Source organism: Sphingopyxis sp. OPL5 (assembly GCF_003797775.2).
Lineage (GTDB): Bacteria > Pseudomonadota > Alphaproteobacteria > Sphingomonadales > Sphingomonadaceae > Sphingopyxis.
In genome coordinates, this window is the sequence record NZ_CP060725.1 from 2,669,477 (window position 1) to 2,692,467 (window position 22,991).

At 66.7% G+C, this 22,991-nt stretch carries 21 protein-coding genes; 12 read left to right on the forward strand and 9 right to left on the reverse strand.

All coding sequences use genetic code 11. The features are described from left to right. Positions 1 to 38: 38 nt before the first annotated feature. From EEB18_RS12755 to EEB18_RS12765, 3 genes are read right to left on the reverse strand one after another with little or no spacing between them, the layout of a single operon-like run. Entirely contained in the window at positions 39 to 998 is a 960-nt protein-coding gene (locus EEB18_RS12755; protein WP_187141259.1) for a bile acid:sodium symporter family protein, read from the reverse strand. A gap of 42 nt (positions 999 to 1,040) precedes the next feature. Next, complete coding sequence (locus EEB18_RS12760; RefSeq protein WP_187141260.1) at positions 1,041 to 1,760, reverse strand: cytochrome c biogenesis CcdA family protein; 720 nt, start codon at positions 1,758 to 1,760, stop codon at positions 1,041 to 1,043. Between the two features lie 35 nt (positions 1,761 to 1,795). Continuing rightward, on the reverse strand, positions 1,796 to 2,215 hold the full coding sequence (locus EEB18_RS12765; RefSeq protein WP_187141261.1) for a thioredoxin family protein: 420 nt from the start codon (positions 2,213 to 2,215) through the stop codon (positions 1,796 to 1,798). A 191-nt stretch (positions 2,216 to 2,406) separates the two neighbouring features. Between EEB18_RS12765 and EEB18_RS12770 the strand changes: the two genes are divergently transcribed. The 3 genes from EEB18_RS12770 to EEB18_RS12780 all read left to right on the forward strand — a co-directional run bounded on the left by EEB18_RS12770 (position 2,407) and on the right by EEB18_RS12780 (position 4,517). Beyond that, positions 2,407 to 3,063 carry a purine phosphorylase gene (locus tag EEB18_RS12770; protein ID WP_187141262.1) on the forward strand — a complete coding sequence of 219 codons (657 nt, stop codon included), beginning with the start codon at positions 2,407 to 2,409 and terminating at the stop codon, positions 3,061 to 3,063. Further along, entirely contained in the window at positions 3,060 to 3,695 is a 636-nt protein-coding gene (locus EEB18_RS12775; protein WP_187141263.1) for a D-Ala-D-Ala carboxypeptidase family metallohydrolase, read from the forward strand. Before EEB18_RS12770 ends, EEB18_RS12775 begins: the two co-directional genes overlap by 4 nt. A 165-nt stretch (positions 3,696 to 3,860) precedes the next feature. Further along, complete coding sequence (locus tag EEB18_RS12780) at positions 3,861 to 4,517, forward strand: hypothetical protein (protein ID WP_187141264.1); 657 nt, start codon at positions 3,861 to 3,863, stop codon at positions 4,515 to 4,517. Positions 4,518 to 4,579: 62 nt separating this feature from the next. On the opposite strand, the gene EEB18_RS12785 is transcribed toward EEB18_RS12780, so the two are convergent. The 3 genes from EEB18_RS12785 to EEB18_RS12795 are packed head-to-tail and all read right to left on the reverse strand — an operon-like array spanning position 4,580 to position 7,542. Next, entirely contained in the window at positions 4,580 to 5,587 is a 1,008-nt protein-coding gene (locus tag EEB18_RS12785; protein WP_187141265.1) for a cytochrome d ubiquinol oxidase subunit II, read from the reverse strand. After that, entirely contained in the window at positions 5,584 to 6,975 is a 1,392-nt protein-coding gene (locus EEB18_RS12790) for a cytochrome ubiquinol oxidase subunit I (protein WP_187141266.1), read from the reverse strand. The genes EEB18_RS12785 and EEB18_RS12790 overlap by 4 nt, the downstream gene beginning before the upstream one ends. Before the next feature lie 9 nt (positions 6,976 to 6,984). Further along, complete coding sequence (locus tag EEB18_RS12795; protein WP_187141267.1) at positions 6,985 to 7,542, reverse strand: GbsR/MarR family transcriptional regulator; 558 nt, start codon at positions 7,540 to 7,542, stop codon at positions 6,985 to 6,987. 269 nt (positions 7,543 to 7,811) lie between these two features. Here EEB18_RS12795 and typA point away from each other — a divergent pair, with 269 nt between their 5' ends. The 7 genes from typA to EEB18_RS12830 all read left to right on the forward strand — a co-directional run bounded on the left by typA (position 7,812) and on the right by EEB18_RS12830 (position 13,887). Then, a complete protein-coding gene (gene typA / locus EEB18_RS12800; RefSeq protein WP_187141268.1) occupies positions 7,812 to 9,644 on the forward strand; it encodes a translational GTPase TypA in 1,833 nt (610 codons plus the stop codon). Positions 9,645 to 9,754: 110 nt separating this feature from the next. Continuing rightward, positions 9,755 to 10,483 carry a pyrimidine utilization protein B gene (gene rutB, locus EEB18_RS12805; protein ID WP_187141269.1) on the forward strand — a complete coding sequence of 243 codons (729 nt, stop codon included), beginning with the start codon at positions 9,755 to 9,757 and terminating at the stop codon, positions 10,481 to 10,483. After that, positions 10,483 to 10,866, forward strand: a complete 384-nt coding sequence (locus EEB18_RS12810; protein ID WP_056345218.1) for a Rid family hydrolase — start codon at positions 10,483 to 10,485, stop codon at positions 10,864 to 10,866. Before rutB ends, EEB18_RS12810 begins: the two co-directional genes overlap by 1 nt. Further along, complete coding sequence (gene rutD, locus EEB18_RS12815; protein WP_187141270.1) at positions 10,859 to 11,641, forward strand: pyrimidine utilization protein D; 783 nt, start codon at positions 10,859 to 10,861, stop codon at positions 11,639 to 11,641. Before EEB18_RS12810 ends, rutD begins: the two co-directional genes overlap by 8 nt. 3 nt (positions 11,642 to 11,644) lie before the next feature. After that, positions 11,645 to 12,706 carry a pyrimidine utilization protein A gene (gene rutA / locus EEB18_RS12820; RefSeq protein ID WP_187141271.1) on the forward strand — a complete coding sequence of 354 codons (1,062 nt, stop codon included), beginning with the start codon at positions 11,645 to 11,647 and terminating at the stop codon, positions 12,704 to 12,706. Positions 12,707 to 12,760: 54 nt separating this feature from the next. Further along, positions 12,761 to 13,261, forward strand: a complete 501-nt coding sequence (locus EEB18_RS12825) for a hypothetical protein (RefSeq protein WP_187141272.1) — start codon at positions 12,761 to 12,763, stop codon at positions 13,259 to 13,261. A 194-nt stretch (positions 13,262 to 13,455) separates the two neighbouring features. Beyond that, the gene (locus EEB18_RS12830) at positions 13,456 to 13,887 is read left to right on the forward strand and encodes a hemerythrin domain-containing protein (protein WP_162248552.1); all 432 of its coding nucleotides are present in this window, start codon (positions 13,456 to 13,458) and stop codon (positions 13,885 to 13,887) included. 15 nt (positions 13,888 to 13,902) lie between these two features. Here EEB18_RS12830 and EEB18_RS12835 read toward each other — a convergent pair whose 3' ends face one another. Beyond that, entirely contained in the window at positions 13,903 to 16,836 is a 2,934-nt protein-coding gene (locus EEB18_RS12835) for a CHAT domain-containing protein (protein WP_187141273.1), read from the reverse strand. A gap of 198 nt (positions 16,837 to 17,034) precedes the next feature. Between EEB18_RS12835 and EEB18_RS12840 the strand changes: the two genes are divergently transcribed. Together EEB18_RS12840 and EEB18_RS12845 are read left to right on the forward strand one after the other, a co-directional pair. After that, complete coding sequence (locus EEB18_RS12840) at positions 17,035 to 19,374, forward strand: TonB-dependent receptor (RefSeq protein WP_262407922.1); 2,340 nt, start codon at positions 17,035 to 17,037, stop codon at positions 19,372 to 19,374. Between the two features lie 82 nt (positions 19,375 to 19,456). Further along, positions 19,457 to 19,732: a DUF3297 family protein gene (locus EEB18_RS12845; RefSeq protein ID WP_187141274.1), complete on the forward strand. Its 276-nt coding sequence runs from the start codon at positions 19,457 to 19,459 to the stop codon at positions 19,730 to 19,732. An 87-nt stretch (positions 19,733 to 19,819) separates the two neighbouring features. Here the strand turns inward: EEB18_RS12845 and EEB18_RS12850 are convergent, their stop codons facing one another. Both EEB18_RS12850 and EEB18_RS12855 read right to left on the reverse strand, forming a co-directional pair. Then, complete coding sequence (locus tag EEB18_RS12850) at positions 19,820 to 20,356, reverse strand: CHAP domain-containing protein (RefSeq protein ID WP_082544993.1); 537 nt, start codon at positions 20,354 to 20,356, stop codon at positions 19,820 to 19,822. 210 nt (positions 20,357 to 20,566) lie between these two features. Then, on the reverse strand, positions 20,567 to 22,921 hold the full coding sequence (locus EEB18_RS12855) for a putative bifunctional diguanylate cyclase/phosphodiesterase (protein WP_187141275.1): 2,355 nt from the start codon (positions 22,919 to 22,921) through the stop codon (positions 20,567 to 20,569). Between the last annotated feature and the right edge of the window lie 70 nt (positions 22,922 to 22,991).

Sequence of the window (22,991 nt, forward strand, 5' to 3'; positions counted from 1 at the left end):
CTTTCCTATATGGCACGCGGCACTGTGTTATTCAAGCATCACACTTGATCGACCCTGTTGAGCACCGGCGCCAGCCAGGCCGACAGGATCAGCTGCGCCATATGATAGACAAGGATCGGCACCAGCACCATGCCCGCGATGGCGGGCGGAAACAGCGTCGCGGCGAGCGGCGCGCCGACCGCGATGCTCTTCTGCGCCCCCGAAAACAGCAGGGTGATCCGGTCGGGCCGCGCGAGCTTCAACAGCGCGCCGACCGCCCAGGCCCCGCCGAACGCCAGCGCCAGCAACACCCCGACCACGCCGAACACGATCGCGATCTCGCGCCCGTCGAGCAATTGCCAGATGCCCGCGACCACCGCGGCCGAAAAGGCGACATAGACCGCGATCGCGATCGCGGTGCGGTCCATGACCGTCGCCAGCCCCTTGTGCGCCATCACCCATGGCCGCAGCCAGCGCTGCACCAATTGCCCCGCCACGAAGGGCAACAGCAATATCGCGACGATCCGCAGCACCGCCTCGCCGTGAATCTCCCCCGCGCTCCCGGCGAGGCCCGCGAACAGCAGGGGCGAGGCCGCGACCCCGATCAGGTTGAGCAAGGCTGCCGCGACGACGCTCGCCGCGACATTGCCGCCCGCCATCGAACTCGCCGCGGTTGCCGACTGGACGGTCGAAGGGAGAATGCCGAGGAACAGAAAGCCGAGTGCCAGCGTCGCGGGCAGGAAAGATGCGGTCGCCGCCTGCGCCCCCAGCCCGAACAGCGCCATGATCCCGAAACAGAAGGTCAGCGCGCCCCCCTGCAATTTCCAGTTGCGGATGCCGTGCAGCACCTCGTCACGCGGCAGGCGGACGCCGTTGAGAAAGAACAGGAATATGATCGCCGCGGTCGAAACCCACTGCGCCACCGGCACCATGCTTCCTCGCACCGGCAGCAGGCTGGCGAGCAGGATCGTCGCGAGGAGCAACGGAACGAAGCGGTCGGGGAAGATGCGCGCGAGCATCGGCGCGTGATGACGACGCCGCAGCGGCTTGGCAAGGTCCGATCAGAAGCGCGTCGACCAGTCGCTCGCCCACGCCGGTCCGTGGATCAGGAACCAGGTTTCGATCGCCTTGTCCCAGCCGGAGAGTACCAGCACCCCCGCGAGCAGCAGGCCGAAACCGAGCCATTGCTTGCCCCGGTTCGATGCCTTGCCCAGCCGGTCGCGCCCGCGCAGCAGCGCTTGCCGTCCGAGCAGGCCGATCAACAGCAGCGGGATGGCGATGCCGATGCCGAACAACAGCATCACTGCGCCGGCCTGCGCCAGGTCCTGCCCCTGGCTGGCGAGGAGCAGCGCGGCGCCGAGCGTCGGCCCGACGCACGGGCTCCACACCGCACCGAGCAACAGCCCGAGCCCGAATTGGCCGCCGATGCCGCGGCGCGGCCGGCCCTGGCTGCGACGGTTCGCCCAATCGCCGATCGGCGCCAGCAGCCGCGTCATCGCGCGCTGCGCCGACGGGACGATCAGGATCAGGCCGAAACCGATGAGCAACCACGCCGACACACGGCGGAATGCCGCCGGGTCGATGCCGATCGACACGCCGACGGTCGCGATGAGCAGGCCCAGCGCGGCAAAACCGGTGGCGAGTCCGATCGCCAGCGCCGCCGGTCCCCAGCGATGCTCGCTGCTCGCCGCGCCCAGCACGATCGGCAGGATCGGCAAGATGCACGGCGACAAGATCGTCAGCACCCCGGCGAGAAAGGCGGCGCCCAGCGTCAGCAGCATGTCGGCAGGTTCATGATCGCGGTCCGGCGCGCCGCTCAGCGCGTCGAGGCGACGAGCCGCGCGATCTTCGAGGGGTCGGTTTCACCGAGCAGGCGGCCGGTCTCGGTCTTGCCCTTATAGGCGATCAGCGTCGATTGGCGGGTGACGCCGAGCGGGCGCTGGACATCCTTCTGGCTGTCGAAATCGATCCGGAACACCACGACATTCCGGTTCGCGGGCAGCTTTTGCGCGGCGGCGATCCCCGGCTGCTGGCGTGCGCACACCGGGCACCAGGGCGCATGGACGTCGATCAGGATGCGCTGCCCCCTGGCGCGCGCCACGTCGAATGCCGGCTGGGTGAATTTCACGAACGCCACCTCGCTCTTGTCGGCGGCAAAGGCCGGCGCGACATGCGCGATGCCCGCGCCCAGCGGCGCGGCGGCGATCAGGGCGGCGAGGATGATGTTGCGGGTCATGGCGGGGTCCTTGGATGGTGCGGGGGTTTGAGTCCCCTTGTTCGCGGCCGCGCCGCAAGAGGTTACAGCGCTATGCCAACCGAACACTCGGATCCCGCCGTTCGTCCCGAGCGTCGTCGAGGGACATTGGCGCGGCGCAAAGCTGTCCCGACTTCGCTCGACACGAACCGAAACGGGGTTAGACACGCCCCATGCCCAATCTCCTCATCCTCGCCGCCCTCGCCGAAGAGGCCGACGCCCTCTTCCCCGGCACCGGCACCCCGATCCACGGGGCCTTCCCCGTCCGCCGCCTCACAACCCACGGCCACCGCATCACCGTCGCCACCTGCGGCCTCGGCAAGGTCAACGCCGCGCTCGCCGCCGGGCTGTTCGCGGCCGACGCCGACATCCTCCTGATGTCGGGCACCTGCGGCGCGCTCGGCGCCGAACCCGGCCGCGCCTATTGGCTCGCCGAGGCGGTGCAGCATGATTATGGCGCGAACGAGCCCGGTCTTTTCCGCCGCTATCGCGCCGGCGACTGGCCGATGGGCGAAGCGGGCGAAGCGCATTTCGCCGCGATGGCCGACCCCGGCCTCGGCCTGCCGCATGCGCGCATCGCCAGCGGCGACAGCTTCGTCGCCTGCCCCGATGCCGCCGCCGATCTGAAAGCCAGCCTCGGCGCGACCCTCGTCGATATGGAGGTCGGCGCGGTCGCACAGGTCGCGGCGCGCCTCGGCAAGCCCTGGGCCGCGATCAAGGCGGTCACCGACGATGCCAATGACACAAGCGGCGGCGATTTCCAGGCGAACCTCGTCCGCGCCGCGCGGGCTGCGGGGCAGGAGGTCGAGCGACTGGTCGCGATGCTGTGAGGCGCGCGCTGGTCGCCGCGCTGCTGTTGATCGTCGCCGCGGCCGCCGGCTGGGCGCTGCTCACCCGCTCGGTCGCCCCGATCATCGGCGTCGCGCCGCAAAAGGACGCCGATCTCTTCGCCGCCTGGCGCCTCGGCGCCGCGAAGAACGATGTCGTGGGAATCGAGGCCTATCTGAAAAGCCGGGGCGTCGCCGACGTCCTGCCGCTCGCCGACATCTTGCGCAGCGACGCGCGCTGGCGCCGCTGCAAGGCGCCCCAACCCTTCGCCGTCCCGCCGCGCGCGCTCTGGCCCGCGATGGTGCCGACCTTGCGCTATATCCGCGATGAACTGGTCCCCGTCACCGGGCCGGTGCGTATCGTGTCGGGTTATCGCGATCCCGTCGCCAACAGCTGTTTCAAGGGCGCGAAAGCGAGCCGCCACCTCCGCTTCGCGGCGCTCGACCTCGAACCGGTCGCGCCGCTGTCACGCGACGATCTGATCGCGCGCCTCTGCCCGCTCCACACCCGCACCGGCGCGCGGTTCGATGTCGGGCTCGGCATCTACGTGGGTAAGCGCTTCCACATCGACACCGCGGGCTACCGCCGCTGGGGCGCCGACTATCACGCCGCGTCATCGCCGTGCCTGAACTGACCGTTCCACCCCATCCGTCACCCCGGACTTGATCCGGGGCCTGCCTGTCTGAAGAAAAAGGCGGGTCCCGGGTCAAGCCCGGGATGACGAACGGCGGCAAGCGAGTAAATCGCGCGCCGCGAAAATCGCGCTTCGGCAGGCGGCCAAGGCGCGGTAAGTCGGCGCATGCGAATCGAAGGCAATTATAAAGACGATGGCTATGCGACGATCCGGGGCCTGATCCCGCCGGAGGTCGCCGCGAACCTGTTCCGGCAGATTGAGCTCGACCTGTCGGCCGCGGGCAAGAGTTTCGACACCTTTGCCAAGCCGCACCCGCTCTCCAAGAAGCAGACGATCGACATCTCCGGCCATTTCTACCGGCCGCTGACGACCTTTTTGTGGGGCCTGACGCCGATCGTCAGCGAACTGACCGGGGCGGACCTGCTGCCCAGCTACGACTATTTCCGCATCTATGGAAAGGACGACATCTGCCGGGTCCATTCGGATCGCCCCTCGTGCGAGCACAGCGTGTCGCTCACGCTCGTTTACAGCGACGCTGTACCCTGGTCGCTGGAGGTCGGGTCGGTGCCGGTGAAGGGCGAGGGGCCGTGCGTCGACGATTTCGGCGACGAACCCTTTACCGCGGTCGAGATGCAGCCCGGCGACGCCGTCCTCTATCGCGGCATCGACCTGCGCCACGGTCGCATGACGCCCAATCCCAACCAATGGTCGGCGCATCTGTTCCTGTTCTGGGTGGAGCGCGGCGGCCCGTTCGAGCAGCATGCCTTCGACGAGCAACGCCTGCGGTCGGAATTGAAGCGCGTCAGCAATCTGGACGTCTGAGTGCGGCGCCGGAACCCCGAACGCAGCCTGTGCCGGATGAAAGCGGACAGCCCGCCCACCCCTCACTCATAACTCAAATGCGTCGCTTTCCCGCGAAAGATCCAGTGCGACAGGATCGAATATCCCAAAATCACTGGCAGCACGAACAGCGCGCCGATCAGGATGATGCTCAGCGATTCGGGCGACGCCGCCGCCTGCCAGATGTCGAGCCGGTCGGCGATCAGATAGGGGTAGAAGCTGTACGCGATGCCGACGAACCCCAGTGCGAACAAAATGCCCGCGGTCGCCAGCGGCACCCATGACAATTCGTCTTTCTCGCGCAAGGGGCGGCGCAGGAAGATCGCGAGCCCGGCGAACAGCGTCGCGGCGGCGATCGGGATCGGCAGCAGCGCGATGATCTCGGGCAGGCGGAACCAGCGCGCGAAGATGCGCTCCGACAGCAGGGGCGTCGCGATCGAGATGATCGCCATCGCCAGCGCGGTCAGCCACAAAGTCACCTCGGCCCAGCGCACCGCGCGCTTCTGCAAATCGCCCTCGACCTTGTAGACCAGCCAGCAGGCGCCGACGAACAGATAGCCCGCGACCAGCCCGAGCGCTGCGAGCAGGCAGAACAATACCGACGACAGGCTCTGGTCGAACCCCAGCACATAGGCGCCGAGCATATAGCCCTGGCAGAGCGCGGTGAGCAGCGAGCCATAAAAGAAGGCGGCGTCCCAGCGATGCTTCTGTTCGGGCGGTGCCTTGGCGCGGAATTCGAACGACACCCCGCGCAGGATCAGCGCGACCAGCATCAGCACGACGGGCAGGTACAGCTGGGTCAGGATCAACCCATGCGCGACCGGAAAGGCGACGAGCAGCAACCCGATACCGAGCACCAGCCAGGTCTCGTTCGCGTCCCAGAACGGCCCGATCGACGCCACCATCAGGTCGCGGTTCGCGTCCTTCTCCAGCCGCGTCAGCATGCCGACGCCGAGGTCATAACCGTCGAGGATGACATAGAGCAGGATCGACAGGCCCATGAGGCCCGCAAAGATCACCGGCAGCCACCAGGGATCGACGAACGGCGTCATGGCGTCACTCCCTCTTCGAGCGGTTCGGCGGGACCGGGCGCGGCGCCGGGGATCGGGAACATCGCCTTCGCGTCGGGCGCCGCCTTGCCGAGCCGCGCGAGGCGGTAGAGCACCGCGATATAGGCGGCGAGCAGCACCACATAGACCGTAAGATACAGCGTCAGCGAACTCGCGACCATCGCGCTGCCGACCGGTCCCACCGCGTCGGCGGTCCTGAGCACCCCGGTGACCAGCCAGGGCTGGCGTCCGATCTCGGTGACATACCAACCCGCGAGCGTCGCGACCCAGCCGGCGAAGGTCATCGCGACGAGCGCGCGCGCATACCAGCGCGGCAGGCCATCGACCCCGCGCCGCCAGACATTCCACGCGCCGAACCACGATATCGCCAGCATCAGCACCCCCAGCCCGACCATGATCCGGAATCCCCAGAACAAGGGCGCGACCGGGGGATGGTTGCCTTCATAATCGTTGAGCCCGGGAACGACGCCAGCGGCTTCATGCTTCAGGATGAGGCTCGCGCCCGACGGCACGGCGACTTCCAGATGGTTGGTGCGCGCTTTCTCGTCGGGGATCGCGAACAGCACGAGCGGGACATGGCTGCGCGTCTCCCAATTGGCCTCCATCGCCGCGATCTTTTGCGGCTGATGTTCGAGCGTGTTGAGCCCGTGCATGTCGCCGACGAAAATCTGCACCGGGATCAGCAGTGCGGCGGCATAGAGGGAGGCTTTCAGCGTGCGCCGCACCCCTTCGCCGCCGCCGTCGCGCAGCCAGCGCCACGCCGACATACCCGCGATCAGGAAGGATACGGTGAGTGCCGAGGCGAGCAGCATGTGCATCAGGCGGTACGGCATCGACGGGTTGAAGACGATCGCCCACCAGTCGGTCGCATGGACGACGCCATCGCGGATCTCATAGCCGACCGGGGTCTGCATCCAGCTGTTGAGCGCGATGATCCAGAAGGCCGACAGCGTCGTGCCGCCCGCGACCAGGCATGTGGCGAGCGTGTGCACCCAGTTCGGCACGCGGCTGAACCCGAACAGCATGATCCCCAGGAACACCGCCTCGAGGAAAAAGGCGGTCAGCACCTCATAAGCGAGCAACGGCCCCGCGACATTGCCGACCTTTTCCATATAGCCCGGCCAGTTGGTGCCGAATTGGAAACTCATCGTGATGCCCGAGACGACCCCCATCGCGAAACTCAGCGCGAAGACCTTCACCCACAGGCGGTACGCGTCCATCCACGCCGCGTTGCCGGTGCGGTTGTACGCGAGTTTGAAGCCGAGCAGCGCCCAGCCCAATGCGATCGTGATCGTCGGGAACAGGATATGGAAACTGATGTTCGCCGCGAACTGGATGCGCGCGAGGATCAGCGGGTCAAGTGCGTCCATCGTCGTCTGCTACCCCCCGTTTGTGTCGAGCGAAGCCTGTCCCGAGCCTGTCGAGGCGGTCGAGACACCCTTCCCGCGGCCAAGCATGCGGTCCTTGAACTCGAGCGCTTTTACCACACGCTCGCCGAGCCGCAAAAGCTGGAGCAGCCGTTCGGTATCGAGCCGCTCCATCTCGGCATACCAGTCGGTGAGCAGCTCGATCTGTTCGTGCATCGCCGCGATGCGTTCCTGCGCGAAGCGGTCGGCGGGGTCGGTCGCGGGCTCCATCAGCAGCGCGCGCAGCGTCGTCAGCGTCGGGTCGATCTCGCGCTTCTTGCGCTCCTCGACGAGGGTGCGGAAGATCGCCCACACGTCGCGCGGGGTCGCATAATAGTCGCGCCGGTCGCCGGGCAGGTGCTTCAATTGCACCAGCCGCCAGCTTGCGAGTTCTTTCAGCCCCATCGAGACGCTGCCGCGCGACAGCCCCAGCGCCTCGCTGATCTCCTCGGCATGGCGCGGACCGTCGGCGAGGAACAGCATCGCATAAATCTGTCCGACGGTGCGGTTGATCCCCCAGCGGCTCCCCATCTCGCCGAAATGCAGGACAAAAGCCTGCGCTAGCGGGGAGAGCCGAAACGGCGGCGATGGAGAGTCGGGGGCGGAGGAGGGATCCACGCGACTCGTTATAGCGTGAATTTCTGAAGTTTCAATAATTATTGAAACTTCTTCGGCGCGCGCCACGCTCCGCAACACCTTCGCCAACTTCGGCAATTTCGTTGCGCTGCAACAAGGCTTCTGCTAGGCGCGCGCCGATCGCGGCAGCCACTGCCGCTCCCTCACAATCAAGGCCTTTCCGCATGTCTTTGCGCAACATCGCCATCATCGCGCACGTCGATCACGGCAAAACCACCCTCGTCGACCAGCTCTTCCGTCAGTCGGGCACCTTCCGCGACAACCAGCGCGTCGAAGAGCGCGCGATGGACTCGAACGATCTCGAAAAGGAACGCGGGATCACCATTCTCGCGAAGTGCACCAGCGTCGAATGGGGCGAAGGCGCCGACCTGACGCGCATCAACATCGTCGACACCCCCGGCCACGCCGACTTCGGCGGCGAGGTCGAGCGTATCCTCTCGATGGTCGACGGCGTCATCCTGCTTGTTGACGCCGCCGAAGGCCCGATGCCGCAGACCAAGTTCGTCACCGGCAAGGCGCTCGCGCTCGGCCTCAAGCCGATCGTCGTCGTCAACAAGATCGACCGCAGCGACGCGCGCGCCGCCGAAGTGCTCGACGAGGTGTTCGAACTGTTCCTGACGCTCGAAGCCAATGACGAACAGCTCGACTTCCCGATCCTCTACGCCTCGGGCCGCGGCGGTTTCGCGTCGGACAGCCCCGACGCGCGCGAAGGCACGCTCGAGCCTTTGTTCAAGACGATCGTCAGCCATGTCCCGACCCCGGGCCTGCCCGAAGACGGTCCCTTCACCTTCCTCGCCACGCTGCTCGACCGCGATAACTTCATCGGCCGCATCCTGACCGGCCGCGTCCAGTCGGGCACCGTCAAGGTCAACCAGCCGATCCACGCGATCGACATGGACGGCAAGGTGATCGAAACCGGCCGCGCGTCGAAGCTGCTCGCCTTCCGCGGTCTGGAGCGCGTTCCCGTCGAGGAAGCGCGCGCGGGCGACATTGTCGCGATCGCCGGGCTTTCGCAGGCGACCGTCGCCAACACTATCGCCGACACCAGCGTCAGCGAACCGATCGCCGCGCAGCCGATCGATCCGCCGACGCTGTCGATGCGCTTTGCGGTGAACGATTCGCCGATGGCGGGCCGCGAGGGCAGCAAGGTCACGAGCCGCATGATCCGCGACCGCCTGTTCCGCGAAGCCGAAACCAATGTTGCGATCCGCATCACCGAAAGCGCCGACAAGGACAGCTTCGAAGTCGCGGGCCGCGGCGAGCTCCAGCTCGGCGTGCTCATCGAAACGATGCGCCGTGAAGGCTTCGAACTCGGCATCAGCCGCCCGCGCGTGCTGTACGGCGAGGACGAGGCCGGCAAACGCACCGAACCCTATGAAACCGTCGTCATCGACGTCGACGACGAGCATTCGGGCACGGTCGTCGAGAAGATGCAGGTCCGCAAGGCCGACCTCACCGACATGCGCCCCTCGGGCGGCGGTAAGACGCGCATCACCTTCTCGGGCCCGTCACGCGGCCTGATCGGCTATCATGGCGAATTCCTGTCCGATACCCGCGGCACCGGCATCATGAACCGCCTGTTCGAGAAATATGGCCCGTACAAGGGCAATATCGCCGGCCGCCAGAACGGCGTGCTGATCTCGAACGGCAACGGCGACGCTGTCGCTTATGCGCTTGGCCCGCTCGAAGAGCGCGGCATCCTCTTCGTCTCGCCCGGCGAGGCGCTCTATGAGGGCATGATCATCGGCGAAAATGCCAAGCCCGACGATCTCGAGGTCAACCCGATGAAGTCGAAGCAGCTCACGAACTTCCGCTCGACGGGCAAGGACGACGCGATCCGCCTGACCCCGCCGAAACGCATGACGCTCGAACAGGCGATCGCCTATATCGACGACGACGAAATGGTCGAAGTGACCCCGAAGAACATCCGAATCCGCAAGGCGCTGCTTGACCCGCACGAGCGCAAAAAGGCCTCGCGCAAGAAGGAAATGGCATAAAATTCGAACCGGCGGCCCCTCAAAAGGCCGCCGGTTTTCTTTTGGGCGGCGGCGGCTTGCATCGCCTGCCGCTTTCGGGGAAGCTACCGCCCTGGCTTGAAGGGGAGCCCATGGCGATTGCGGTCGATACCACACCCGGCGACGGGACGAAGCTGACCCTGCCCGCGCGGCCCGAACCGCTGATCGTCGACCCGCGGGCGACCGCCGTCGTCGTGATCGACATGCAGAATGCCTATGCGTCGAAGGGCGGTTATGTCGACCTTGCGGGGTTCGACATTTCAGGTTCTGCCGGGGTGATCGGGCGGGTCGCGCAGGTGCTCACCGTCGCGCGCGGCGCGGGCATGCCGGTGGTCTATCTGCAGAACGGCTGGGACGCCGACTATGCCGAGGCGGGCGGGCCGGGGTCGCCGAACTGGCACAAGTCGAATGCGCTGAAGACGATGCGCGCGCGGCCCGAATTGCAGGGGCAGCTTCTGGCGCGCGGCGGGTGGGATTATGAACTGGTGGAGGCGCTTGCGCCGCAGCCGGGCGACATCCGGCTACACAAGACGCGCTATTCGGCCTTCTTCAACTCACAGCTCGACAGCACCCTGCGGTCGCGCGGCATCCGCACGATCGTCTTCGTCGGCATCGCGAGCAATGTCTGCGTCGAATCGACGCTGCGCGATGCGTTCCACCTCGAATATTTTGCGGTGATGCTGGAGGACGCGACGCATCATCTGGGTCCGGACTATGTGCGCGACGCGACCGTCTATAATGTCGAAAAATTCTTTGGCTGGGTGAGCAATGTCGCCGATTTCTGCGGCAGCATCGGCCAACAACCCCGGGGAGAAGAATAGTGCCGTTCGAACCGATCAACCCGCCGCAATTCCCGACCCCGATCGCGCCCTATTCGGCCGGCGCGAAGGCCGGGAACACCGTCTATGTGTCGGGCGTGCTGGCGCTCGGCGAGGGCGGGGTGGTGCTGCATATCGGCGACGCGGCGGCGCAGACGCGGCATATCCTCGATGTCATCCGGATTACCCTCGAGGCCGCAGGCGCGACGCTCGAGGATGTCGCGATGAACCATATCTTCCTCAAGGACTTTGCCGATTATGCGGCGTTCAATGCGGTCTACGCCGACTATTTCCCGGGCGCCAAGCCCGCGCGCTACTGCATCAAGGCCGAGCTGGTGAAGGCCGACTGCCTCGTCGAGATCGCGAGCGTCGCGCACATTGGCTGAGGCGGCGGGCCTCTATTATGAACTTCACGGGGCGGAGGATGCGCCGCCGCTGATCCTGTCGCCGGGGCTGGGCGGATCGGCCAGCTATTGGGCGCCCAACCTCGCCGCACTTGCAGCGGATTACCGCGTCCTGCTCTACGACCATCGCGGGACGGGGCGCAGCCGTCGCGATTTGCCACCCACGACGTCGGTCGAAGACATGGCGGCCGATGTGATCGCGTTGATGGACGCGCTGGATATCGGGGAGGCGAGCTTCGTCGGCCACGCGCTTGGTGGCATGATCGGGATCGAACTGGCGATCATGACGACGCGGATCGACCGGCTCGTTGTCGTCAACGGCTGGCGCACGCTCGACCCGCATACCGCGCGCTGCTTCGACGTCCGGCTCAACCTGCTTTGGGGTAGCGGCCCCGCCGCCTTCCTCCATGCCCAGCCGCTGTTCCTCTATCCGCCCGACTGGATTTCGGCGCATGATGCCGAACTGGTCGCCGAGGCCGAACAGCAGCTCGCGCATTTTCCCGGCGCCGCGACGGTCGAAAAACGCATCGCGGCGGTGCGCGCCTATTCGCCCGCCCTGATCGACATGACCGCGACGCCGGCATGGCTCGTTATCGCGACGCGCGACGATATGCTCGTGCCGCTCGCCAGCGCGCTCGATGTCGCGGCGCCGGTCGGCTGGGCCGAAACGCACATCTTCGATTGGGGCGGCCACGCCTGCAACGTCACCGATCCCGAGACTTTCAACCGCGTCGTCCTCGATTTCCTCAGGAGATAAGCCATGCAAGTCGGCGTCTTTGTTCCCATCAACAACAATGGCTGGCTGATCAGCGAAAACGCGCCGCAATATATGCCGAGCTTCGACCTCAACAAACAAATCGCCCAGGCGGCCGAGCGGCACGGGCTCGATTTCCTGCTGTCGATGATCAAGCTGCGCGGCTTCGGCGGCAAGACCGAGTTCTGGGAATATGGGCTGGAAAGCTTCACGCTGATGGCGGGGCTCGCCGCGGTGACCGAGAAGATCAAGATCTATGCGACCTGCCCGACGCTCGTCATCCCGCCCGCCTTCGCGGCGCGGATGTGCAACACGATCGACAGCATCAGCCATGGCCGCTTCGGGCTCAATCTGATCACCGGCTGGCAGCGCCCCGAATATAGCCAGATGGGGCTGTGGCCGGGCGACGAGCATTTTCGCAACCGCTATCAGATGCTCGACGAATATGCCCGCATCCTGCGCGAATTGTGGGAAACGGGGCGGAGCGATTTCAAGGGCGACTATTACCAGATGGACGATTGCCTGGTGCGCCCCACGCCCGAAGGCGACATGAAGATCATCTGCGCCGGCTCGTCGGACGAGGGCCTCGCCTTCTCGGCGCAATGGGCGGATTACGCCTTCTGCCTCGGCAAGGGGGTGAACACCCCGACCGCCTTCGCATCGAACAACGAGCGGCTCGCGGTCGCGACCGCGAAGACCGGGCGCGACGTGTCGGTGTTCGTGCTGGTGATGATCATCGCTGCCGAGACCGACGAAGAGGCGATGGCGAAGTGGAAGTCATACAACGACGGCGTCGATGTCGCGGCGATCTCGTGGCTGATCGATCAGGGCGCCGCCGACAAGCACAACAGCACCACCAACGTCCGCCAGCTCGCGGCGCCCGAAGGCGCGGTGAACATCAATATGGGGACGCTCGTCGGCAGCTATGCCAGCGTCGCGCTTATGCTCGACGAGATGGCCGAGGTGCCGAACACCGGCGGGGTGCTGCTGACCTTCGACGATTTTCTGGAGGGGGTCGAGGCGTTCGGGACGCGAATCCAGCCGTTGATGAAGAGCCGCGGCGGCTGACGGTCCATCTTTCCGCCACAAACGGTCAGCAGACTGCGCGCGGGAGGAGCCGCCATGAAAACATCGATATGGATCATCGCGCTCGCGGCAAGCTGCGCCGCTCCGCTGCACGCCCAGACGGTTGGCCCCGCGCCGCACATGAATGGAATCGGCCCGGTTGAAATGGGTGGCTTTGCGGGCGCGCGCATCCGCATCTCGCTGGGCGGAAGTGGACGCGAGAAGCCGATGATCCGCGCCGGCCTGACCATCGCGCCGATGCAGCATAGCGGCGGCAGCGACCTTCGCAGTCCCAATTGGCGGATCGGCGAGGGGCTGGAGTTCGGCTTTCGCGGCGGTGATGCCGCACCGCAGCTTTCGCTCGCGGGGCTGCGGCTGACCCCGGCGCGCTATACCCCCGGCGGGCGGCCGGCGGACAAAAACCGCAACAATCTGTCGGGCGGCACGACGACGGCGCTGGTCGTGGTCGGCGTGCTCGTCGTGGTGGGCGGGGCGCTCGCGCTTTCGGCCAGCGGCGACCCCGATAACTGCACCGGCGGCGAGTGCAACAACAACTGATCGTCCGGTAATCTCGCCGTCGATCAGGCAGGCGCTGCCAGTTTGGCAATGATTTTCGACGCAAAACCGGTCGGCAAACACCCATGCCGGCCCTAATGGCAAATGCGGCTTAACCCTCTTTTCACGGGCAAGACCTAGGACGGGCTGCGAGGGACCACTCGAAACTGGGCGGCCCTATGCATATGGTCCATGAAATGCGGCGACTGCGCGCCGAACATGCGGCCCTCGCCACCCTTTCGCGCTTCCTGATGGATATCGCCGCCGCGCCGCAGCCGCCGCGCCCGACCGAACTCGCCGCGGTGCGCGGCATGTTTCGCGACACGCTGGTGCGTCACCTGAAATGCGAGGACTGGGTCCTCTATCCGCGGCTTCTGGCGAGCGGCGATGCCGCCCTGAAACGGCTGGCGGGCGAATTCGTCCACGAGACGGGGCATCTGGCCGAAGAGTTCATGGCCTATGACGCGCGCTGGACGGCGGAGAATGTCGCAGGCGACTGGCCGGGTTTCTGCCGCGAAACCGAGGCGATACTCGACGCGATCGGAATGCGGATCGAGCGCGAGGAGGCCGATCTTTATCCCGCCGCCGAGCGGCTCGACACAGTGCAGCGTCGCACCGCGCGCGCCTGACGGCCATTCCGCGGCCTAGCGATCGCGGTTGGTCACCAGCGTAAAGGGCGCCCAGCTCGCCGGATGCGCCCAGTGCGGCTGCCATCCCTCGACCACCGACCCGTCGGCGCGCTTGCCGGTGCGCACCGCCTCCATCGCCAGCGCGAGCGCGGTCGCCGGGGTCGCGTCCTTGTTCGCGAGCGCTTCGACGGTCAGTGCCGCGGTGGCGTCGTCCGCGACGCGCCAGTGGCTCGCCAGCAGATTGCCCGCCCCCGCATAGAGGAAGCTGCGCGCAAGGCTCGACAGCGATTCGCCGCTGGCGCCCGCCTCGACCCCGGGGGTCGCGGTGTTGCACGCCGACAGCACGACCCAGCGCGCCGACAGCGACAGCGCCGCCGCCTCGCTGGCGGTGAGCAGGCCGTCGTCGGTCGCGCTCGCCTTGCCCGGCGGGGTGAGGACGAGACCGGGCTCGGACCCGGTGCCCATTTCGCCGGGGAGCAGCCCGTGCGTCGCGAACACGACAGCGATCGCGCGGGGCAGTTCGCGGTCGGCCTTGACCGCCGTCTCGGTCGCGTCGCGGCCGAGGCGGACGCCGCCACCGCGTGCGATCGCCGCCGACAGCCTGGTCAGTTCGGTGACGGTGCCGGGCAGCGGGTCGAGTTTGCGGAGCTTGTCGACCGACGCCATCGTCTTGTCGCCGCTCGCCAGCGTCAGCCCGCCGCCGCGTACCCCGACGCCGCCACGCTTGCGCAGCGTCCCGTCGGCGCCCCGCGCGCCGGCCTTGCCGTTGCCGACGAGGGTCGGCGCGCCATAGGCGACCAGGTCGGGACGGCGCGAAGCGGGCAGCGCGCCGCTTTCGCGCGAGGCGAGCGCGAGCGCGCTGACCGAGGGCAGGGTGACGAAGCGATAATGTTTGGCGAGCCAGTCGGTCGCGGCAAGGTCGGCCTCGGCGCCGCTTTCGGCCTCGCCCTCCGGCTCGCTCGCGACCAGCGCAGCGAGCGGCAGCCCCGCCACCGGCCCGCTCGCGACGGTGTAGATGCGTCCGCCTTCGGGCAGCGCGGCCGCGACCGGCGCGATCAGGCGCTGGTAGAGGCGCCAGGCCGCCGCACGGTCGTAGCGCGGATAGCGTTTGTCGATCGGGCTGGGGCCGCCCTTGTCCTCGGCGGCGACCAGCGCGTCATAGTCGGGCAGCGAGCAGGTATTCTCGTCGATCCGGCATTTGAGCCGCGCGACGTCGGCGGCAACGGGCGCCGCGCCGTCGTCGAAGCGGTGCCACCGCGCGCCCTGCTTCGAAATGGCGAAAGCATAATGATGCCCCTCCGACGGCAGCAGCATCAGCACCGCCTCGTCGGGCTCAAGCAATGCCTGCACCGCCGCAACGTCGATTGCCTTGGGGGTGACCAGCGTCGCATAGTCGGGAAACTCGGCGGCGATGCGCGCGTCGAGCGGCGCGAGCCGCGCTGCCGCCGCATCGAGTTCGGAGCGGAGCGCTCCTGCCTTGGCCTCGTCCTTGCCGAGCGCCATGTCGCGATAGCGCTGGTTCAGCGACACCACCGCCTGCGCGGTGTCCTGTCGCTGGCGAACCAGTTCGCCGAGGGAGCCGGTGCCGGCCAGATTGCGCGCGGCGGCCTGGTTGATCGCGTCGCCGGCATCGGTGAGCGTCAGGTCCTGCGCCGCGAGAAAGGCCTGATCCATGGCGCTATCCTGATTGCGCGCGGCCCAGCCGGCGAACATCACCATGTCGAAGGCGCCCGATTGCGGGTTGCGGCGGGTTCCGCGCGCGACCGCTTTCGCCAGCGCCGCGACGGCGGGATTGGCGTCGTCGGTGGCCAGCCCGGCCTCGCGCCGCTGACGAAGCCGGTCGGCGGCGTCGATCGCCGCCGTCAGCCCGTCGGCCTCGCGCCCCTTCACCTGCGCGCGGGCACGGGCGAGGGTGGTGAGCAGGATGATCGTATCGGTCTTGGCGTCGTACCAGCCGCCGCCGCGTTCGGCCGCGAGCTGGAGCGGCAGCGCCTCCTCGAAATAGGGCAGCGATTCTTCAGCCTTGCCCTGCCCGAGCAGCGCGAGCGCGAAATTATAGCGCGATTTCTGGGTGCCGATGTCTTCGCGGCCCTGCAGCCGTTCGCCCTCGGTCGCGGCGATGCGCCCCGGACCCTCGGCGGCGGCGAAGCGACCGGCGATATTGCGGTAATAGCTGATCTGGTTGTTCGCGAACTGGCGCTGATAGTCGTTATATGCGGGACCCGCCAGCATGACGAGCAGTGCGTCGAAAGCGCGATCGGACTCCTCGTCGCGGCGCACCAAATTCAGGGCCTCGGCATAGCGCAGTTGCAGTTCCCAATTGTCGACCGTCATCCCCGCCGCCTCGAGCTCGGCATAGGTGTCGTCGAGCGCACGCGTGACCTCGGCATAGCGGCCCTGTTCGAGCAGTTCGCGGCCATAGATTTCGAGGCTGACGCGGGCGCTGCGGGCCGGGGATGTGGTCAGCAGGCCATGCTCGGCGGCACGGCGATGGATCAACCGCGCGTGCGCCAGCCGCTCCTCATAAGACAGGCCGAGGCTCATCCAGTCGAGGAAGAATAGCTCGCTCTCGACGTCCTTGGCGGCGGCGGCGCGGGTGGCATAGCCGCGCATCTTGTTCGTCACCCGCTGGTAATCGGCGTCGCCGGGGTCGCGGTCGTCGCGAAAATAGATCCACAGCCCCGTATCGGCGCTGAACGCGTTCCGCTCCGACAAGCGGGTGCGATATTGGGCGACAAGGTCGACGAGCGCCAGCGCGGCCTGAACCTGCTCCTCGCCATTTGCCTTTTCGAACCGGGCGATCACGTCGGCAACCAGCGTGTTCGCCGCCTCGTCGCACGGGCCGCCGTTGTCGGCGGGGCAGGGGGGCGGTTCGACCGCGAAGGCCGGCAGGGTCGATGCCGCGAGCATCGCGGCGCTAAGGGCGAAACCCGCCCGGCGTATCGTCATGGTTCATTCCCCGATACGCGACCCGGACGTGCTCATGCCAAGCTTTGCCGCCGCTCGCAAGCGAAGGTGCGAAGATGACAGTCCTCGTCGTCATCCTGTCATCGCCGGGTCATGCCTGTGCCGCTGCGCCGCAATATCGCCTCCCTAAAGCCGCGGCGCATCCCGGCGCCATTTCGGCGCGGGCAGAGGGGACTATCGATGAACCAGATTATGAGCCGCCGCTTGCGCGCGGGCGCCGCGCTGATCGCCATGCTCGCGGCGACGCCGGCCTATGCCGCCGACGCGGCGGACGGCGCTGCCGTCGATGCCGGTCCGGCCGAAGAGATCGTCGTACTCGGCACCGGCCAGGCGCGCCAGGTGCAGGAACTGGGTGCCGCGGACATCGCGCTCGATGTCGCGGGGATCAGTCCGCTGAAGGCGATCGACAAGCTGCCGGGCGTGAATTTCCAGTCGGCCGATGCCTTCGGCGCCTATGAATGGTCGTCGCGCATCTCGATCCGCGGTTTCAGCCAGAACCAGCTCGGCTTCACGCTCGACGGCATTCCGCTCGGCGACATGAGCTATGGCAACCATAACGGTCTGCATATCAGCCGCGCGCTGATCAGCGAGAATGTCGGCCGGGTCGAGGTCGCGCAGGGCGCGGGCGCGCTCGCCGCCGCTTCTTCGAGCAACCTCGGGGGCACGATCGAATTCTTCTCGCGCGATCCCAAGGCCGACATGGGGGTCGAATTTTCGGGCACCTATGGCAGCGAGGATACGAAGCGCGGCTTCGTCCGCCTCGACAGCGGCGAAATCATGTCCGGCGGCCCGATGCTCGCGGTCAGCTATGCCTGGCAGGATGCCGACAAGTGGAAGGGCGACGGCGTCCAGCGCCAGCATCAGGTCAATGCGCGCCTCGTCCAGCCGGTCGGCGACGGCAAGCTGTTCGGCTTCGTCAATTATTCGGACCGCGCCGAAAACGACTATCAGGACCTCAGCGCCGAAATGATCGGCCGTCTCGGCTATGACTGGGACAATTATGCCAAGGACTGGGACCTCGCGGTCCGCGTCGCGCAAGTCTATCAGAACCAGGTCACGCGCGCAGCGTTCAACGCTGGTGTCGCCAACGGCAGCCTGCCGCTGGGTGCGACCTATACCGCGCCCTATCCGGGCGCTGGCGAGGCCTTCCCGGCGCCGATCCTGACCGTCGACGATGCCTATTATGACGCATCGGGGCTGCGCAAGGACTGGCTCGCGGGGATCGGCGGCGACGTGCCGGTCACCGACAACTGGACGCTGAAGGCGACCGGCTATTATCACAGCAATCGCGGCCGCGGCCTGTGGTTCACCCCCTATGTGACCACGCCGGGCGGCGCGCCGATGACGATCCGTACCACCGAATATGCGATCGAGCGCTATGGTGTCGTCGCGTCGAGCGAGTTCAAGATCGGTGCCAATACGCTCGATCTCGGCCTGTGGTACGAGGACAATGATTTCAACCAGGCGCGGCGCTTCTATGGCCTCGCCAACACCACCGGGGCGCCGAGCCGCGGCAGCCTGAAATTCCCCAAGGATCCGCTCGCGACCCAGTGGGAATTCGATTTCAAGACCGAAACGCTGCAATATCACGTCCAGGACACCCTCGACCTCGGGCAGGTCCAGATCAATGCGGGCTGGAAGGGACTCAAGGTCACCAACGAGGCTAGCCCGGTGGTGAGCGGCGGGCTCGCCTCGGGGCGCACGGTGGCGAAGGACTGGTTCCTGCCGCAGGCGGGTGTGCTGTTCCGCCTGAACGACGATAACGAGCTGTTCGCGAGCTACACGCAGAATATGCGCGCCTTCGAAAGCTCGGCGACGGGCGGGCCTTTCGCGACGACGCAGGCGGGCTTCGACGCGCTCGACCTGAAACCCGAAACCTCGACCACCTATGAACTCGGCTTCCGCACCAAGTCGCCCGTCTTCCAGGGCGTCGTCGTGGGCTATTATGTCGACTTCAAGGATCGCATCATCGCTTTCGCCAACGGTTCGGGCATCCAGGGCAATCCTGCGATCCTGCAGAATGTCGGCGACGTGCGGTCATGGGGCATCGAGGCGGCGGGGACCTTCCGGGTCACCCCCGACCTCTCGCTCTTCGGTTCCTACGCCTATAATGACTCCGAATATCAGGACGATGTCGTCAACGCCGCGAACGTCGTGATCGCGGCGACCGCGGGCAAGACGGTGGTCAATTCGCCCCGCCATCTCGCCAAGGGCGAGATCACGTGGGACAATGGCAATATCTTCGCCCGGGTCGGCGCCAACTATACGTCGAAGCGCTATTATTCGTTCGAGAATGACGCCGCTGTGGGCGGGTTCGTGATCGTCGACGCCAGCATCGGCTATCGCTTCACCGATGGAATGCTCGGCGGCCTGACGATCCAGGCCAATGCCACCAACCTGTTCGACAAGGCTTATGTCTCGACGATCGGCACCAACGGCTTCGCCAACCGCGGCGACAGCCAGACCCTGCTCGCGGGAGCGCCGCAGCAGTTCTTCGTGACGCTGAAGGGCGACTTCTGACGCGGGCTGAAACGCCTTCCCGATTGACGATGATGGCGCGGCCCCGCTAGGGCCGCGCCAATCTTTTTATGGGAATTGCTTTATGACCGATACGCCGCCCGACCATATGTCGACCAACCCGCGCTCGCCCCATTTCGACATGGAGGTGCTGCAACGCGGCATCGGCATCCGCTTCAAGGGCAAGGAGCGCACCGACGTCGAGGAATATTCGATCTCCGAAGGCTGGATCCGCGTCGCCGCGGGCAAGTCGAAGGACCGTTTCGGCCAGCCGATGACGATCAAGCTGTCTGGCGAGGTCGAAGCCTGGTTCGAGGATGTCGTCGCCGACAAGGCGGACGACGCCCCGTCCGAGGACTGAGACGCGCCGGCCCACCTGGCGCCCGCTACAAACGAAAAAGCCCCGGCTCGCGCCGGGGCTTTTTCGTTTGTAGCGGTGCCGGTGCCTTTACTGGCCGAGCGACGCGGCGACCATTGCGAGGCCGTTGCCCGGGGTCCAGTCGTTGCTGGCCCACACCGGAGCGTCGAAGCTCGGCGCCTTGCGCGGCGCGGCGCCCTGGCCGGGATAGATGAAGCCCTGCACCGGGTTGGCGCGCAGGCCGAGGTCGCCGATCGGGGCGTACCACACGCGGACCATGCTCCAGTCGCCGGCGCTGCTCACGTCGACGACGCGCACGTTGCGTTCGATCTGGCCGCGGCGGCCGTTGATCGGCGACCAATTGGCATGGTCGATCAGGATTTCGCGGTCGCCGACGATCTTCTTCACGACGGCGACATGGCCGATCGGCATGCCGCGCGTGCCGGCGAACGCCATGACCGCGCCTTCGCGCGGTTCGTCGCCGCGGTCATACTGGCCCGCAGCCTGCGCCCACCAGGTGCCGGCGTTGCCGCGGATATCGACGCCCGATTCGGCGCGGGCGAACGGAACGCACTGGAGGTAGTTGGCGGCGGCGGCGGGGGTGCTGGTCAGGGCGGCGGCAAGCATCATCAGGCATGCGACAATGGCTGCTGAAAAGCGGCTGGCTGACATGGAAAGCGACCCCCGTTTGGCTTGTGTTCAAGCGTTGGAGCGTCTCTGCCACGGCTTTCGCCGCAAACCACCCGCCGCGCGACGAACTGCATCGGACGCGGGGTGAACCGGGGAACCTTTTGAAAGGCGGTTCGATTCGTCGCCGGACTCGCTCGCCTCGCCGCGTCAGGCGGCGGCGCTGGCCTGGCTGGCGGTCGGACGGAACAGCGTCAGCACATCGGTCGCCGGCATCGGGCGGCCGTAATAATAGCCCTGGATGTTGCGGCAGCCGAGCGCGCGAATCGTTTCAACCTCTAGTTCAGTCTCCGCGCCCTCCGCCGTCGTCGACATGCCGAGGCTGTCAGCGAGCGCGACGACGGCGCGGATGATCGCGATCGATTCGGTGATGCCCTTGGCGGCGCCAACGACGAAGCTGCGATCGACTTTGATCGTCGAAAATTGGGTCTTGCGCAGATAGCCGAGCGACGAATAGCCGGTACCGAAATCGTCGAGGCTGAGGCGGATGCCGAGTCCGATCAGCTGGTCGAGCAATTGCGCGGCGCCGCCGCCGTCGCGCAGGAACACGCTTTCGGTGACCTCGATCTCGAGCCGTTGCGGCGGCAGGCCGCTTTGCGCGAGTGCCGAGACGACGACCGAAGCGAAGGCGGGGTCGGTCAGCTGTTCGGCCGACACGTTGACCGCAACCTTGAGGTTCGACGGCCAGCGCATCGCTTCGTGACACGCGGTACGCAGCACCCATTCGCCGATCGGTGAGATCAGGCGGCTGTCCTCGGCGAGCGGAATGAAGCGGCCGGGCGAAACATTGCCGAGCTTCTGGTTGTTCCAGCGAATCAGCGCTTCGAAGCCGTTCAGCATTCCGTCCTCGGCGGTGACGACCGGCTGGTAATAAAGTTCGAACTCGCGCCGTTCGAGCGCGCCGCGCAATTCCTGTTCCATCACGCGCCGTTCCTCGGCCTGGGCATGGAGCGAGGCGACATAGGCGGCGACGACGTTGCCGCCCTTGTCCTTGGACTTGTAGAGCGCCAGGTCGGCGTTGCGGGTCAGCGTCTCGACCGTAGCGCCGTCCTGCGGCCCGACCGCGAAGCCGATGCTGGCACCGACGAACAACTGGTGATTGTCGACCACATAGGGGCGGCTGAGCGCCGCGATGATGCGCTGGCCCAGTGCTTCGGCATCGCTCGCGGTCGGCACATGGTGGAGGATGATGGCGAATTCGTCGCCGCCCAGCCGGCCGCAGGTCATGCCGCGGTCCATCATACCCTTCAGCCGCGCCGCGACCTGCGCCAGCAATTTGTCGCCGACGGGGTGGCCGAGCGTATCGTTGACCGCTTTGAAGCGGTCGAGGTCGAGCATCAGCATCGCGCAGCGCGTCTTGGCATCGATCGCATGGTTCAGCGCGCGCTCGAGATCCTCGTTGAGGCTGAGCCGGTTCGGCAAGCCGGTGAGGTTGTCGAAGCGCGCCATCTTGGCGATCTGTTCGGCCGAGGCGCGCTGTTCGGTGACGTCCGATCCGACCCCGCGAAAGCCTAGGAACTTGCCCGCTTCGTCGAGGCGCGGTGACGCCGACAATTCCCACCAGCGCGGCGCGCCGTCGATGGTGACAGGGACGATCAGGTTCGAAAAACTCTCGCGCCGCTTCATCCGCTCGGCCATGTCGTGCAGGCTCTTGGGGAAGTTCCCGGTCTCCCACGCATCGCCCGACAGCGCCTGAAGCAGCGGCAGGCCTTCGAGCTGGTCGGCGGGCGCTCCGATCGCGAAGGCGAGGCGCGGCGAGACATGGACGAGGCGGCGACTGTTGTCGGTCTGCCACAGCCAGTCGGCGGAGGTTTCCTCGAATTCGCGCAGCAGCAGGCTGACCGTCTCGGTTTTTTCGTGCAGTACCGCTTCGGCTCGGCGAAAGCGGATGTGGCTTTGCCCGAACCGAATGCAGAAGCCGGTGAGCATCGCGCCGGCGGCGATCGCGACCCCTGCGTGCGCGGGCGCGCCGGCGAAGACCAGCGCCCCGGCCGCCGACAGGCTGACCGGCATGATGAAGAGCAGGCATGCCATCGGCAGCGTGTGCGCGACGATCGCCAGCGTCAGCATCATCAGCAGCGCTACGGTCCACATCGACAGCAGGTGATCGAGCGAGGGGTGGAGGCCCTGGAGCCAGAAGGGCGCCGACCAGACGACGGCCGAATAGATGGCGTGCCGGTTGCAAAGGTTGAACTCGGCGGCGCCCGTGTGGTGGATTTCGCCCAGCGGCAGGCGGGAGACGACCTGCCAGGACCAGAGGCTGAACAGGATCGTCGCGATCGCCCAGCCGCCGACGACCGCCATTGGGACCGCGCTCACCATCGTCAATACGGCGACGATCGTCATGCCGAGCCCCATGACGAGGCGCAATTTTCCCTGGCCGCGCAACGGCGCGAGCTGCAGGCGCCGCAAATCGCCGATATCCTCGTCGCGCCGGTTCAGCCCGAGCAGCGCACGCGCAGGAATATCGTCGGTCGGAATCGGATCATTCGCCACCCTGGTCACGGGACCGTTCTAGCGAAAGCGGGTTACCCGAACGTAACCATGCGCGAACGGCTGATCGCTTTTTTGGTCC